Annotated in this window: 10 protein-coding genes; 2 read left to right on the top strand and 8 right to left on the bottom strand. The window is 66.6% G+C overall.

The features are described from left to right. Window positions 1–75: 75 nt before the first annotated feature. Window positions 76–1,191 (bottom strand): ABC transporter substrate-binding protein, encoded by a 1,116-nt coding sequence (locus HZA32_02975; GenBank protein ID MBI5423022.1) that lies wholly within the window; start codon window positions 1,189–1,191, stop codon window positions 76–78. A 94-nt stretch (window positions 1,192–1,285) separates the two neighbouring features. Here HZA32_02975 and HZA32_02970 point away from each other — a divergent pair, with 94 nt between their 5' ends. After that, window positions 1,286–2,398: an LptF/LptG family permease gene (locus HZA32_02970; GenBank protein ID MBI5423021.1), complete on the top strand. Its 1,113-nt coding sequence runs from the start codon at window positions 1,286–1,288 to the stop codon at window positions 2,396–2,398. A 19-nt stretch (window positions 2,399–2,417) separates the two neighbouring features. On the opposite strand, the gene HZA32_02965 is transcribed toward HZA32_02970, so the two are convergent. Both HZA32_02965 and HZA32_02960 read right to left on the bottom strand, forming a co-directional pair. Further along, window positions 2,418–3,236, bottom strand: coding sequence for a hypothetical protein (locus tag HZA32_02965; GenBank protein ID MBI5423020.1), 819 nt, complete (start codon window positions 3,234–3,236; stop codon window positions 2,418–2,420). A gap of 12 nt (window positions 3,237–3,248) precedes the next feature. Next, on the bottom strand, window positions 3,249–5,399 hold the full coding sequence (locus HZA32_02960; GenBank protein ID MBI5423019.1) for an autotransporter-associated beta strand repeat-containing protein: 2,151 nt from the start codon (window positions 5,397–5,399) through the stop codon (window positions 3,249–3,251). 552 nt (window positions 5,400–5,951) lie between these two features. Between HZA32_02960 and HZA32_02955 the strand changes: the two genes are divergently transcribed. After that, window positions 5,952–9,008, top strand: a complete 3,057-nt coding sequence (locus HZA32_02955) for a response regulator (protein ID MBI5423018.1) — start codon at window positions 5,952–5,954, stop codon at window positions 9,006–9,008. Window positions 9,009–9,011: 3 nt separating this feature from the next. Here HZA32_02955 and HZA32_02950 read toward each other — a convergent pair whose 3' ends face one another. From HZA32_02950 to HZA32_02930, 5 genes are all read right to left on the bottom strand, one after another. Then, window positions 9,012–9,632 (bottom strand): response regulator transcription factor, encoded by a 621-nt coding sequence (locus tag HZA32_02950; GenBank protein ID MBI5423017.1) that lies wholly within the window; start codon window positions 9,630–9,632, stop codon window positions 9,012–9,014. A gap of 7 nt (window positions 9,633–9,639) precedes the next feature. Beyond that, on the bottom strand, window positions 9,640–10,401 hold the full coding sequence (locus HZA32_02945; GenBank protein MBI5423016.1) for an SDR family oxidoreductase: 762 nt from the start codon (window positions 10,399–10,401) through the stop codon (window positions 9,640–9,642). Beyond that, window positions 10,377–10,817: a diacylglycerol kinase gene (locus HZA32_02940; GenBank protein ID MBI5423015.1), complete on the bottom strand. Its 441-nt coding sequence runs from the start codon at window positions 10,815–10,817 to the stop codon at window positions 10,377–10,379. The genes HZA32_02945 and HZA32_02940 overlap by 25 nt, the downstream gene beginning before the upstream one ends. Before the next feature lie 193 nt (window positions 10,818–11,010). Further along, complete coding sequence (locus tag HZA32_02935) at window positions 11,011–11,514, bottom strand: hypothetical protein (GenBank protein ID MBI5423014.1); 504 nt, start codon at window positions 11,512–11,514, stop codon at window positions 11,011–11,013. 98 nt (window positions 11,515–11,612) lie between these two features. Next, window positions 11,613–12,812: an ATPase gene (locus HZA32_02930; GenBank protein ID MBI5423013.1), complete on the bottom strand. Its 1,200-nt coding sequence runs from the start codon at window positions 12,810–12,812 to the stop codon at window positions 11,613–11,615. Window positions 12,813–12,875: the final 63 nt, after the last annotated feature.

Here is a 12,875-nt window from a genome sequence, read left to right as displayed (position 1 = left end):
CGGTCGGTCGGGTTTGGCGCCGGTTGGGTGTGGCCGGGATCGGCGACCCCGGCTACAGGGCACGGTGCTGCTCCGTCAGGGATGCACCGACTCGAGGAACTTGAACCTGCCGTCCTTGACCACGACGATCGTCGCGGATTTGGCGGCGTTGCGTTTCTCGTCGATGGTGATCGGGCCGGTGGCGCCGGGGAAATCCTTGGTGGCAGCGAGGGCATCGCGGAGCGGCTTGCTGTCGGTCGTGCCGGCGCGCTTCAGGGCGTCGAAGAGCAGGATGGCCGCCTCGTAGCCGAGCGTCGTCGTGGCGTTGGGCAGCTCGCCCCAGCGCTTCTGGTAGCGCGCGACGAAGGCCTTCATCGCGGGGTAGTCGGACTCGTTGGAGGCGTGCGTTGAGTAATAAGTTCCTTCGACCGCGGCGCCGCCGATGGCGAGGAACTCGGGGCCTTCCCACGCGTCGCCGCCGAAAATCGGGCCGGTGAAGCCGAGCGCGCGCGCCTGTTTGCAGATGAGCGCGCCCTCGGTGTAGTTGCCGGAGTGGAGAATGCCTTCGGCGCCGGCGGCTTTGACGGCGGTGAGCTGGGCGCGGAAGTCCTTGTCGCCTTCGTTGTGTCGCTGTTCGGCGACGACGGTGCCGCCGAGTTTGGTGACTTGTTCGCGGAAATTCTTCGAGAGGCCGACGCTGTAGGCGTTGTTGACGGAGGTGAGGATGGCGACGCGCTTGAGCTTCAACGAGCCGACGGCGAATTGAGCCAGCGCGGTGCCTTGGAACGGGTCGATGAAGCAGACGCGGAAGATGTAGTCGCCGATCTCGGTCACGCGCGGATTCGTGGACGTGATGGCGATCATCGGCACCTTCGCGTTCTGGAAAACCGGCGCGGCTTCGAGCGAGTGGTTGGACATGTTGGCGCCGAGGACGGCGACGACCTTGTCGCGCGAGACGAACTTCTTCGCGATGGTGGCGGACTCGCCCTGCTTCGACTGGTTGTCCTCGACGACGAGCTCGATCGGGCGGCCGAGGACGCCGCCGGCGGCGTTGGCTTCCTCGACGGCGAGCGTCACGCCCTTGCGGGCGGCGAGGCCGAAGTCGGCGTCCTTGCCGGTGAACGCGCCGTATTGGCCGATCTTGATCGGCTCGGCGGCGGTGAGCGTCGCGGCGAGGAGGCTGGCGAGGGCGGCGAGGCGGGCGAGTTGCATGCGGGGAGGGAAGCGCGGCGGGCGCACGGGGCAAGACTGCCAGCATGACATATTGGCTTGGACACCGGAGGCGCGGGCGCTTGTCTGACCGCGCGTGACGCTCCTCGATCGCTACATCCTGCGCGAATGGCTGAAAATCCTCGGCCTGATCCTGTGCGCCACGATCGGCCTGCTGCTGATGCAGGCGCTCTACGACAATTTCCGCGACCTGATCGAGGTCGGCGCCAGCACGCGCGACATGCTGTTCTACTACGCGGTGCTGATGCCGAGTTATTTCTCGATCGTGCTGCCGCTGGCGCTGCTGCTCTCGCTGCTGTTCGTGCTGGGAAAGCTGCATCGCAACAACGAGATCATGGCGATGCGCGCGGCGGGGCTGAACATCTTCAGCACGACGCGTTCGCTGTGGATGGCCGGACTGGTGTTCTGCGGCGTCTCGCTGTTGCTCAACGCGCGCGTGGTGCCGTGGTCGGTGGAGACGTCCCGGCGGCTGCTCGAGAGTTTCGAGTATCGGGCCGAGGAGCGCAAAGGCGCCACCGGCACGCTGGGACTCGTGGCGAGCGTCGCCTTCGACAACTCCCGGGCCAACCGCATGTGGTATATCAACCGCTACAGCCGTTTCGCGCAAAAGGCCTACGGCGTCACGGTGTCGGAGCTGGACCTGAAGCGCCGGGAGAAGACGCGCATCATGGCGCGCGAAGCGACTTACGATGCGGTGGCGAAGAGTTGGACGTTTCGCGACGGACGCGAGCTGTGGTTCGACGTCGAGGCGGGCGAAGTGATGCGCTCGGTGGCGTTCAAGGAGCGCACGGTGCCGCATTTCAACGAAGATCCCAAGCTGATGCTGATGCTGTCGCTGAAGCCGAACGAGCTCTCGTTCTTCGAACTCGAGCGCATCGTCGACTACTTCACGATCGAGGATAACCCGAAGGTCATCGCCTACGCCGTGCGCTATTGGGGGTTGTTGGCCGACACGCTCGGGCCGCTGATCATCCTCGCGATCGCGATTCCGTTCGCCGTTTCGGGCGTGCGCGTGAATCCGGCGGTGGGCGTGTCGAAGTCGATCGGTTTATTCTTCGGCTACTACCTGCTTTCGATGCTGGCGAAGACGCTGGGCGGGAACGGCTACGTCGATCCGGTGTGGGCGGCGTGTCTGCCGAACCTCGCGATGATCGGCATCGGCGCGTTCCTGTTCGGCCGGATGCGTTAAAGGCAGCGGCGACGGGGCGTCAGAGTTTTTCGAGAAAATCGATGTAGGCGCGCGCGGCGGCTTCGCGTGGCTCGGCGATGGTCTGGATGCGGGCGTATTCGGGATCGAAGACGGGCTTCACGAGTTGGATGAAGGCGGCGTGCTGGGCCTGGCGGCTGGAGAATTTTTTCGCTGGTGCGACTTGCTTCTCGTAGGCGACGCCGAGGTCGCGGCTGTCGAGTCCGCGGATGAGGCGTTGCTTGATGACGCCCCAATCCGTCGCCACGAAGGCATCGTAGCTGCCGAGCCAGGAGCGGATTTGCTGCAGGGTGGTCCACTTTTCCTTCACGCGTTGGTAGCGCTCGTCCGCGGTCGCGAAGGCGTCATTGAGCGCGAGCAGCTTTTGGTGTTCGGCGCTGCCCTCGGCGACGGCGGCTTTGAAGGTGGCGCGCGTTTGGCCGTGTTCGCTCACGGTGAGTTGCGGGGCGATGGACGGGGCCGGGTCGCTCACGGACACCACGGCTTGGAAGGGCGCGGAGAATTTTTCCCCGGCCGAGTGGACGCGGCGAATGACGGTCGCGTTCAACTCACCGGAAGGGCGCTGCACTCCGAGACGGCGCACGCCGACAAAGGAGTCTTCGGTCGCGGCGAAGATCGCCTCGCCTTTCAAGGTGACGGCGGAGTCGACGCGCGAGGTCTCCGTGAACGTCGCGTCGGTGACGACGAGATGCGCGGGAATTTTGCCGAGAGTGCCGCGCTTGAGTGCGTCGGTAACCTGCGCGCGGTCGAGGGAGGCGGCGACGAGCGATGTGCCGCAGAGGGCGGTGATTGCAGTGGCGAGAAGGAGGCGGAGTTTCATGGGGGAAGGGTGTCAGGGCTGGATCGACAGGCGGCGACGGAGGGCGGCCAGCAATCCCAGCACGCCGAGTGTGACGGCAAAAGTGGATGGCTCGGGCACGGCGGTGGCCGCGACCGCGAGCGTGCCGGCGCTGTAGAGCGCGGAGGTGTCCCACGTCAGACCGGACGAGAGCGGCGCGAGGTCGAGCGTGGCGAAGGTGCCGGCGATGGGGTTGGCGAGGTCGAAGAGCTGAAACGTCGCGCCTGCAGTGGGTGTGTAGCTGTTGAGCAGTTCCACGCTCAGTGTGCCGGCGGCGGTGAACGTGTCGCCGATGACCAGCTGGTCGTAGCTCGAGGCGCTGCCGAGGCCCAGTTGGAGCGTGCTGGTGTTTTCGAGCGTGAGGGCGTGCGTGAAAGTAAGCGTGCCGATGGCGGCATCGCCGGGCGCGAGCACGCCTTGGATGGTGTTGGAGGATGCGCCGACCAGGCCGCTGCCGGCGAGCGTCGCGCCCGTGCCGATGATCAGGTAGCTGCTGCCGATGGCGGACTGGCCGCCGACGTTGGCGAGGACTAGCTTGCCGCTGCCGGCAAGCGTGGTGGTGGCGCCGCCCGTGCCGGTCAGCGTGAGCGTGCCGTTGCCGACTTTCGTGAGACCGCCGACGCCGGAGAGCGAGCCGGCGAAGGTGGTGTCGGCGTTGGTCACGCCGACGGCGAGCGAGCCGCCGTTGAAGGTGACGGCGCCCGAACCGGAGAGCGACCCGGCCTCGACGTGGGCGGTGCCGACTGCGAGCGTGGTGCCGTTGCCGAGGCTCAGGGCGGACCCGGAAGACAGCGCGGTGTCGGAGCCGAGCGCGAGAGTGCCGGTGGTGAGGCTCGTGGCGCCCGTGTAGGAGTTGTTGCCCGAAAGGGTGAGCGTGCCGCTGCCGGATTTGGTCAACGCGCCGGAGCCCGACAGATTGCCGGACCAGGTGGCGCCGAGGCTGTTCGTGTCCAAGGTGGTCGTGGTGGCGGCGGCGAGGATACCGTGGGCGGCGGTGGTCAACGCGCTGCCGGTGACTTGAATCGTTCCGCCGGCGAGGTCGAAGGTGTAGCTGCCCGCGCCGGTTTGGATGCCGTTGGTGCCGCCGATCTGAAGCGTGCCGCCCTGCAGGTGGTAGGTGTTCGTGCCGGTGTTGAACTTGATTCCGCCGGTGGCGGTGAAGGTGCCGCCCGATTGGGTGACGACGGCGTTGGCGAGCGTGGTGAGGCCGGTGCTTTGCAGGGTCGCTCCGGTGCCGAGATCGAGGGCGACATAGGCGCCGCTCCCGGACCCGGAAAGCGAGAGCGTGCCGCTGTTGGTCCATGACGAGCCACTGCCGCTCAGGGCGACGGAGCTTTGATTCTGCGCGTTGCCGGAGCCGGTGATGTTCGCGCCGGCGCTCGTGACGGCGCCGCCGGCGGCGATCGTGAGCGAGCCCTTGCCGCTGTTGCCGACGTAGAGCCGTCCGCTGGAGAGCCATTGCGAGCCGGTGCCGGTCACGGTGGCGGTGCCGGACGCGCCGGAGAGGTAGCCGAGGGAAGCGGTGGTGTTGGTGACCTTGCCGCCGTTCGAAATAGTGAGCGAGCCGGTGCCCGTGGTCGGATCGAGAAAGTAGCTGCTGCCGCCGACGTCCAAGCTGCCGGAGTCGATCCATTGTGAGCCCGTGCCGTCGACGGTCACCGTGCCGTGGGAGCCGCCGTTATAGCCGACGATACCGGAGGAGCTGGTGACTTTGCCGCCTCCGGTGATGTTGAGCGCTCCGGTGCCGGAATAGGAGGCGTAGAGGGCGGCGGCGGACAACTGCGAGCCCGAGCCGCTGATATTGACGGTGACGTTGGCGGAGGAGGCGCTGCCGATCTGGGTGTAGCCGCTGCTGAGTTGGAAGCCGTCTTGCACGGTGAGCGACACGGTGCTGTTCGCCGAGTTGCCCAGGTAGAGATTGAAGGTGGCGGCGTTGGCGGTGCCGACGACGGGCGCATGGGTGCCATTGCTGTTGATCGTGATGCCGTTCGAACTGGTCGGCACGGATGCGGGGCTCCAGTTGTTGGGATTGCTCCAGTCGGAGCTGACGGCGCCGGTCCACGTCTGCGCGGGAGCGAGAGTCAGAGAACAGCAAAAAACGACGGGGCAAAGGAGTTGCCGGACGCGCGAGGCGAGATAGTCCATGCCGCGATGCAAGCGCACCTTACCGGACCGAAGCACAATCGGACTTACCGCCGGTTTGCGGGGGCGGCCCGAATTTTGGTGGGGTTATTTTGCTTGAGTGCGTCCGGCGCGGAGACGCCGCCGGTGGGCGAGCTGACGCCGGGTCGATTTCAGCCACTGCTCAGTCGGGTCGAAGGATTTCCCACCGGGATTCCCTATATCTGGACGATCGCGAAAGGCCCGCGTGGGCTGCTCCTAGCCTGTGAAGGATATGGTTTGTTGGAGGAAACCGCAGCGGGCTGGCGGCGCATACCCTGCCCGGCGGGGGTTCAGTGGCTTCTGGCAGCGGCGGCGACCGAGGGAGAATACTGCGCAGGCGGCGTCGATTGTCTGGCGCGCTTGAGGCAGGGAAAGTGGGAGATTGGAGCGGTCACGGGATATGTGAGAAAGGTGTATCGGCTGCCGGGGGCGTGGTGGGCGGCAGCGGCAGCTGGAACCACTGGCTATCTCGGATATGTTTGGCGCGATGGAGACGCAGCACCACGGCGATTGGATGATGCGATGAATGGAGCGATGCTGATCGAGCTGGGCGAGGTGCCGCTCCTGGTCTCGAAAACCGGCTGCTGGCGATGGCAGGACGGCGGGTTCGAGTCGGTGGCCCCGGAGAAGGTCGGGGTGCATTTGGAGTCTGCGAGTTATACGACCGAATTTTGGGGGCTGAACTTCGGTCTGAACAGTCGCGGGGTATTTTGCTACGAGACCGGCGCCTATCTCGTCGAGGAGTCGCCGATGCCGCCGATGGTGACAGGGTTGGCGGTGACGGCGGAGCACGTCTGGGTGACATCCAATCAGAATGGCCTCCACGTCTGGTCGCGCCGCACGCGGCAGAAGGTGGCCCAGCTAGCAGGCGTAAACGTGCGCACCCAAACCGGAGATAGAATATATGCGACCGATCCGGCTCAGACGCTCGTTTATCTGCACGATCCGGCGCGGCTGGCCATAATGCCCAAGACAATCCAAATGGCCTCTTTTGTGCAGGGTGCTGACAATCGACTCCTGCTGAGTGCCGGGTCAGGTCTGGCTGTAGTCGAGGGAGCATCGTTAGCCGACGCCGGTCTTGCGATGTGCTACGGGTATGATGGGAGGCGGGAAGTATATGGGGGCGACGGATTCTTTGCCGAGGGGGGCAAGGTGACCCGGGTGGTGGGCACGAGATTCTACGGATCCCACCCATTGCCAGACGGTGCTATTCTCGCGGTTGAAGAGAGGGGCCTCAAACGAGTCAGCCCAGAGGGAGACATCACGGCCAGACGGGACTACAGGACTTTCATGTATGGCTATGCCCGCTGCGGCGATGGCCGCTGGCTGCTCGGGGGCACGGACGGCGTGACGCTAATCGACGATCAATTGGTCGAACGAGCACACCTGCTGGCAGAGACGTGTTTTGTTTGGTCGGATTTCGGGGCCGCGTGGATTTCCAACGCGAAGAACGAGATTTTCGACGAGCAGGGACGACGGGTGGCGCAAGCGCCGTCGGGCGTAATCGTCGGCGTGACTCAGCACGAGGGGCGGATCGTGGTGGCACTCGATCATGGTGCAGATGCAGCGGGCGAGATCGGCTATGTTACCCCGCGCTGGGAGCCCTTGCGGGTGCCGTTGCGGGATCTCGGCGTGGGCCCGCTGCAATCGTGGCAGGGACGGCTGTATGTCGCCACGCCGCGAGGCGTGGTGCGGCTCGGGCAACTGCAACCGATCGAGATCGGCACGATGGAGTTTATCTGCAACGCGCGCGACAGCGGCGGGCGGTGGGAACTGCCGGCGGCGGTGGGGGACTTTGAGCTGAGTTTTCCGAGTCGCGTCCTGCCCGGGGAGAACACCCCGCGCTACGCTTACGAGTTCAATGGCGAGGAGAAGGTGGATCTTGGCAAGGGGCGGACGATCTCGCTGCCGCGTCTGCCCTACGGCGAGTCCACGCTGAAGCTGCATCGCGACTACGTCGGCTTCGCGGAGGATCGCACCCTGCGGCTCTATCGCCCTTACCCGTGGTATTTCACCGGGTGGGCGCTCGGAGGCTATGGCGTGCTGACCGTGGGCGGACTCTGGTGGGGCTATCGTTGGCGCACAGGAGTGCTGCGGCGGCGGGCGCAGGAATTGGAGCGCCGGGTGGAGGAACGCACGGCGGAACTCGTCGAGGCCAAGCGGGCGCGCGAGTATTTCATCTCGGCGATGAGTCATGAGATCCGCAACCCGCTCAATGGCGTCGTGGGGCTGTGCGAAATGTTGCATGCGGAAGCGCCGACGCCCCGGGCGCGCTCGCTGACGGCGACGCTGCAGAGTTGCGCCCAGCAGTTGCGCAGCATGTTGGACGACGTGATGGACTGGTCGCGCATCGAGCGTGGTGAGCTGGCGGTGGCCGACGAGCCGTTCGAGCTGGCGACGACGATCGAAGCGGCGTGTCGCGCGCAGGATCCCGAGTTGCGGGACGTGCGCGGGATGCGGGTCGAGGAGTGCTGGTTGCGGGGCGACGGCCCGAAGCTGCGCCAGATCGTGATGAATCTCGTGAGCAACGGACTGAAACACGGCCAGCCGCGCGGCGTGGAAGTGACCGTGACGCGGCGGGTCGACGAAGGTCGCTGCGCCGTGCGGCTCGAGGTGGCCAATGCGGGCCCGCAGTTCAGCGCGGCCGAGATCGAGGGTTTTTTTGCCGAGTATCATCGCGGGGAGGACGCGCGGCGGCGGCGGGCGCCGGGCCTCGGCTTGGGCCTGCATATCTCGCGGCGCCTGGCGACGGCGATGGGCGGCGCGTTGACCGGGCGCTGGGAGGACGGGCGCATCGTTTTCGCTCTTTCCCTGGAGTTGCCGACCGCGAGCGCCCCGGAAGCCGAAGGGGGGCCGACCCGCGCCGCGGGCCCGTTGCGGCTCCTCGCGTTGGAGGACGAGGTCTACAACCGGCTGGTGCTCGGCCACCTCGTGGGCCGCATGGGGTGCCGGCTCGATTGGGCGCAGGACGAGCCGGAGCTGCGGCGAGCATTGCAGGAGGGAGAATACGCGGCCGTGCTCACCGATTTTTCGATGCCCACGCTCGACGGATTGCGCGTGGCGGAAATCGTGCGCGAGGTGCGGGGCGCCGGCGCGCCGCCGATCCTCGCCGTCACCGCCTATTCGACGGACGAGAAGCGCGCGCTCGGGAGCCGGGCGGGCATCGTGGAATTCGTAACCAAGCCGGTGAGCGCGGCGGCGCTGGATTCGGCGTTGCGCCGCCACGTGGCGGGGTGGGGCGAGGGGATTGCCGCGGAGGCCGAACCATTCGAGCCCGAGCACGCGGAGTTCGACTTGTCGCTGCTGGATGGATTGGGCGAGCCTTCCGCGGTGCGGCGGCAGTTCGCGGACGACGTCGAACGCGCCTGGCGTGAAGTCAGCGGCGCCGCGGCGGGCGGCGATGCGCCGCGAGCGGTGCACGCGTTGCGCGCGCGCGTGCTGGTGGTGCGGGCGAAGGAACTCGCGGAACAACTCGCACTGCTCGAGGCGGCGTTGCGGGCGAACGACGCGTCCGCGACGGAGGGACTGCGCGCGGTGGCAGGGAAACTCGTGGCGCGGCTGGTGGCGGCGATCCGCGCGGCCACCCCGTGACGTTCAGACGCGGGCGACGCCACGCTCGATCGCGCAGCGCAGGAGATCGTTCGCCGTCGCGGCGCCGAGCTTCTGCATGAGGTTTTTCTTGTGGTCGGAAACGCTGCTGGCCCGGATGCCGAGAGTGCTGGCGATCTCGTCGGTCGTGTTGCCGCGTCCGATGAGGCGGAGCACCTCGAGCTCGCGCGGCGACAGGATTTTGTGCAGGGCGTCCGGGCGGCGTTTGATCGCGGTCTGCAGCTCGCGGATCCGCGGCGAAAGATAGTGGCCGCCGCTCAGGATGGTATCGATGGCGTGACGCAGGACGGAAATGTCGTCGGACTTGTGGGCGACGCCGTCAACCTCGAGGGCGACGGCGTGCAGGATGACCGCTTCCTCCTGCGCCGCGGTGACGATGAGGACGCGGCCGGCGGCGTGCGCGGTGAGCCACGCGAGCGCGTCGCCGTCGGCGAAACTCAGATCCACGATCGCGAGATCGAACTCGGTCAGTTTTGTCGTCCGCAACGCCGCAAGGCTGGTGACGAATTCGCAGCGACAACCCGGCAGCCATTGCGCCAGTTGGGCCGCGAGGGCCTGGTTGAAAAGGACGTGATCGTCGGCGAGGAGGATCCGCTTGGCGGCCATGGCGTCTTCAGGTGCGCAGGTAGGAGGCGCCGTTGGCGTCGATGATGCAGCCGGTGAGATTGGCGGGAGCGTCGAGGGCGAGCCAGGCGACGGTGGCGCCCATTTCGTCGGCGGTGCCGACGCGGCCGAGCGGGTGTTGCGCGAGCACGTCGGCGGCGCCGGGACCGGTGAGGGCGGCGACAGCCATGTCGGTGTCGATCCAGCCGGGCGCGACGGTGAAGACGTGAATGTGGTCGGCTCCGAGGGCGCGGGCGAGGGATTGGCCGGTGATGTTCAGCGCGGCTTTCGAGGCGGCGTAGCTCTGGGCGGTCAACTCACCGCGGAAGGCGGCGCGTGAGGTGATGTTGACGATCCGTCCGCCACCGCGCGTGCGGAAGTGTTGCACGGCGAGGTAGGTGAGGTTGGCGGGGCCGAGGAGATTGGTGTCGATGGTGCGGCGCCAGACGCGCTGCCACTCGGCGTAGCTGGCGGTCTTGATCGAGTCGTCCTCGTAGACTCCGGCGTTGTTCACCAGCACGTCGAGGCGGCCGAAGTGGGCGATGACGTCGGCGACGAGTCGCTCGCAAGCGGCGGGGTCGGCGACGTCGGCGCGGAAGAGCGCGTGGCCGTCGCCGGCGAGCGAGGCGAGCGTGTCGCGGGCGGCGGTGTCGTTGCTGGCGTAGTGCAACGCGACGCGCGCGTCGTGTTTGGCTAGGTGTTGCGCGATGCCGCGGCCGATGCCGCGCGAGGCGCCGGTGACGAGGACTACGGGAGGAAGTTGGGCGGCCATTTCAGGAACTCGAGCGTCGCGATGCGATTCCAGTTGGCGAACAGGATGACGCCCCAGACGACAAAGCAATTGATGTAGGCGAGAAACACGGCGGCGCTGCCCATGTCCTTGGCGCGTTTCGCGAACGGCCGCTTGGCGAGCGAGATGTCGTCGATGGTCCACTCGATGGCGGAGTTCACGAGCTCCATGATGACGATCAGGAAGAGCGAGAAGATCATCACCGCGGTCGAGACGGCGTTGACGGGCAGGATGACGGCGAGCGGCGTGAGGAAGACGACGAAAAGCAGGTCCTCGCGGAACGACGGCTCGTGTTTCAGCGCGGCCCAGAATCCTTCGACGGCGTAGCGGACGGAGTGGAAGAAGTTCTGGAAACTCCGCGTCTTGTTCTCGGGCTGAATGGGCGCGTCGTCGGACATCGCGCGCAGTCCAGCGGGCGGCGCGACGCGCGACAAATCCAAAGTGCGTTGTGCGGTATGGCTGCTGCGCGGAACCCGTCTTGGCGCGAGAGACAGGTCACGCGACGGCGACGCGAGCGATAGGCGCGCTCCTGCTTGTGAGCAACGTCGGAGGCGTGGATGCATCGGCCGGTCGGAGACCGGCCCTACTCCTTCAACCGGCGAGCAGGCGGAAGCCGTGGCTTTGCGCGTGTTCGAGGCCGATGGCCCGGATGGCTTGCGCGATGGTCTCGTCGTGGCAGCCGATGAATTCGAGGAGGCGGCGGACGAAGCGGGCCCGGGTCGCGTCGTCGATGGTCATCACGGCCCAGAATTGGGTGCCGTCGATCTGGCGCGCGTGATTGTGAGCGCGGACGTCGTTCGCCTCGTCGCGACTTAGCATGAGGTAGCGGCGGGCGCTTTCCTGGTGCGAGATGAAGTCCGCGAAATCGCAGGCGTAGTTTTTCGCCGCCCAGGCAAGCAGCGCGAGGTAACGCTCCGTGAGGGTGGGCAAGGTGGTGAACTCCGCGCTGACGAGATAGAACAGCAGATGGTCACCGGAAAGCGGTTTGCCGGCACCGAGAAGGGAGGCGAGCACTTCGGCCGGGGCCAGGTTCTTCGCGGCCGCGAGCCGCTGCAGGGCCGCATAGGCCTCATCGCTGAGCTCCACGTTTTTCATGGCGGAAAGGTGTCGCCCGCGAGGGTGTTTCTCAAGGGCCTTGCGACGAAACGTGCACCGGGGGCGTCGAGGGAGCAGTGCGCCGCGCCGGACAACGACTACTCGGTGGCCTTGGCCGGCGGCGGAGCGCTGGCGTGGAAGTCGCGCTGCACGCGCGCGAGGTAGTCGACCTGGAGTTGCTCGACGCGCGCGTAGCTCGGCGAACGCCAGACGAGGCCGACGTGGTGGCGTTTGCGGTGGCGGATGATGACTTCGTTGTCGGCGAAGACACTGAGATCGGGCCATTCCTGCCGCGCCAGCGACATGATGAGTCCGGCGTAGTCGCGGCGCCAGAGCGGCACGCGGTAGGCGCTCTCCTGCGTCTCGACCTTGGCCCACTCGCGCCAGAGATTGAGGCCGGTGGCGGTCTCGATGAGGTCCATGATGTTCGCGCCGCCGACGCGGGCGGAGGTTTCGAGGAAGTGGAACGTGCCGTCCTCGGCGCGGATGAACTCCGTGTGCGAGGCACCGCGGACGTGTCCCATGGCTTTCAGGACGGCGGCGTTGGCCATGATCAAAGCGCGTTCCTCGGCTGAGCCGTGTTCGCAGATGATCGTGGAGAAAATGCCGCCGCCGTGCATGACGGCGAGCGGCGGCGTGCCGTAGCGACTGGCGATCGAGAAGACGACCTCGCGGTCGTTGACGATGCTGTCGACGTGGTAGACGCGGCCGGGCACGAATTGCTCGAGCAGGTGAAACGACTGCTCGTCGCCGAGCGCGTCGAGTTTTGGCCAGAGGTCGTCGGGTTTCTCGATCTTGTGGATGCCGAGCGCGGAGGCGGAGAGGCGGGGCTTGAGCAGCCACGGGCCGGGCACGCGCGCCATGAACGCGCGGATGTCGTCGTAGTTGGCGACGTTGGTGAATTCCGGCACGGGGATGCCGGCTTCGCGCGCCTTCAGGCGCATGGCGAGCTTGTCGCGGAAATAGCGGGCGGTCGTCTCGCCCATGCCGGGAATGCGGAGGTGTTCGCGGATCATCGCGGCGACCTCGACGTCGAAGTCGTCGAGTGCGGCGAGGCGGTCGATCTTGTGGCGGCGGGCGAGGTAGCTGACGCCCTTGATGACGTCGTCGCGTTTCCAGACCTTGTTCTCGTCCGGCATGTAGAAGATCTCGTCGATCGCCTCGCGCGGCCACTCCTCGTGTTGGAGCGATTGCGAGGTGAGTAGCAGGACGATCCAGCCCTCGGCCTTGGCCTGTTTCAGGAATTCGAAACCTTTGTGGAAACTCGCGAGGCAGAGAATCGTGCGGGGCTGATCCATGACGGGGTAGGGTAGCAGGGACGATGCCGATGGGCGCTTCGCGGTCAAACGAGCAGATGAGCG

It is taken from the genome of Opitutia bacterium (genome assembly GCA_016217545.1).
Taxonomy (GTDB): Bacteria; Verrucomicrobiota; Verrucomicrobiia; order Opitutales; family Opitutaceae; genus Didemnitutus.
Note: the sequence above shows the minus strand (reverse complement) of the source record. Positions and strands in the feature narration are given on the sequence as shown.

Bases quoted from the DNA above. Each gene is read 5' to 3' on its own strand.
- HZA32_02975 (MBI5423022.1), bottom strand. From the start codon at position 1,191: ATGCAACTCGCCCGCCTCGCCGCCCTCGCCAGCCTCCTCGCCGCGACG.
- HZA32_02965 (MBI5423020.1), bottom strand. From the start codon at position 3,236: ATGAAACTCCGCCTCCTTCTCGCCACTGCAATCACCGCCCTCTGCGGC.
- HZA32_02960 (MBI5423019.1), bottom strand. From the start codon at position 5,399: ATGGACTATCTCGCCTCGCGCGTCCGGCAACTCCTTTGCCCCGTCGTT.
- HZA32_02955 (MBI5423018.1), top strand. From the start codon at position 5,952: ATGCTGATCGAGCTGGGCGAGGTGCCGCTCCTGGTCTCGAAAACCGGC.
- HZA32_02950 (MBI5423017.1), bottom strand. From the start codon at position 9,632: ATGGCCGCCAAGCGGATCCTCCTCGCCGACGATCACGTCCTTTTCAAC.
- HZA32_02945 (MBI5423016.1), bottom strand. From the start codon at position 10,401: ATGGCCGCCCAACTTCCTCCCGTAGTCCTCGTCACCGGCGCCTCGCGC.
- HZA32_02940 (MBI5423015.1), bottom strand. From the start codon at position 10,817: ATGTCCGACGACGCGCCCATTCAGCCCGAGAACAAGACGCGGAGTTTC.
- HZA32_02935 (MBI5423014.1), bottom strand. From the start codon at position 11,514: ATGAAAAACGTGGAGCTCAGCGATGAGGCCTATGCGGCCCTGCAGCGG.
- HZA32_02930 (MBI5423013.1), bottom strand. From the start codon at position 12,812: ATGGATCAGCCCCGCACGATTCTCTGCCTCGCGAGTTTCCACAAAGGT.